This window comes from Pseudomonas sp. DE0157 (assembly GCF_007678615.1).
Taxonomy (GTDB): Bacteria; Pseudomonadota; Gammaproteobacteria; order Pseudomonadales; family Pseudomonadaceae; genus Aquipseudomonas; species Aquipseudomonas parafulva_B.
On record NZ_VEJN01000069.1, the window covers coordinates 1 to 212 of the forward strand.

The 212-nt window shown below is 56.6% G+C and carries 1 protein-coding gene; it reads left to right on the plus strand.

The features are described 5' to 3' along the window. Positions 1-212: immunoglobulin-like domain-containing protein (locus FS777_RS21345; protein WP_372239231.1), on the plus strand; the 212-nt coding region annotated here is incomplete at both ends.

Below are 212 nucleotides of genomic sequence, written 5' to 3' on the forward strand. Positions count from 1 at the left end.
ACTCCGGGCACGGGTAACCAAGGCGATCTGGTGCTGGTCACTATTACCGCTGACCAGAACTCCGTTGCTGAGAACGTCAAGCCGACGTTCACCATCCAGATCAACAAGGCCTTGGCCAACGACCTGGTCGTTACTCTGAGCAACAATGCTCAGGTCACCATCAAGGCTGGTCAGACTGCCGTGTCCTACGAACATGCCGCTCAAGGCGACGA